We start from the raw sequence: 554 nt of genomic DNA, 5'->3' as shown, positions 1-554 counted from the left end.
CTGCGCCGTGATGGGATCCCCATCTTTTGCGAGTGGACCGTGACTCCGCTCGTGAATCCCGAGGGCGAAATCGTTTCCATCATTGCGCAAGGGCGGGACATCACGCAGGAGCTGGAGGCTGAGCGCCTGAAGAAGGAGTTCACTTCGACGTTGTCGCACGAACTGCGCACGCCGCTCACTTCGATCATCGGCTCGCTGCAACTGGTCAATTCGGGAGTGATGGGCGAGCTTGACACGGAGGTCCTCGAACTTACGGTCGTCGCCGAGCGCAACGCCCAGCGCCTGCTCGACCTGATCAACGACCTCCTCGACATCGAGAAGATCGAGTCGGGCAAGCTCACGCTCGCGCCCGAGCCGCTCGCGCTGGAGGATGTGCTGCGCGAGGCGCTGGTGCTCAATCGGGCGTTCGGCGAGCGCTTCCGCGTGCGCTTCGAGCTGCGCGGCGCTCCTTCCCCGGTGCGGGTGTACGCCGACCGCAAGCGCCTGCTACAGGTGCTCACCAACCTGCTATCGAACGCCGCGAAGTTCTCGCCCGAGGGCGGCACCGTCGAGGT

The 554-nt window shown here is 64.8% G+C and carries 1 protein-coding gene; it reads left to right on the top strand.

The window, feature by feature from the left end; all coding sequences use genetic code 11:
- Positions 1–39: 39 nt before the first annotated feature.
- Positions 40–554: HAMP domain-containing histidine kinase (locus NZ773_16340; GenBank protein MCS6803494.1), on the top strand; the 515-nt coding region annotated here is incomplete at its 3' end.

It is taken from the genome of Dehalococcoidia bacterium, from assembly GCA_025054935.1.
Classification (GTDB): Bacteria; Chloroflexota; Dehalococcoidia; order SpSt-223; family SpSt-223; genus JANWZD01.
Note: the sequence above shows the minus strand (reverse complement) of the source record. Positions and strands in the feature narration are given on the sequence as shown.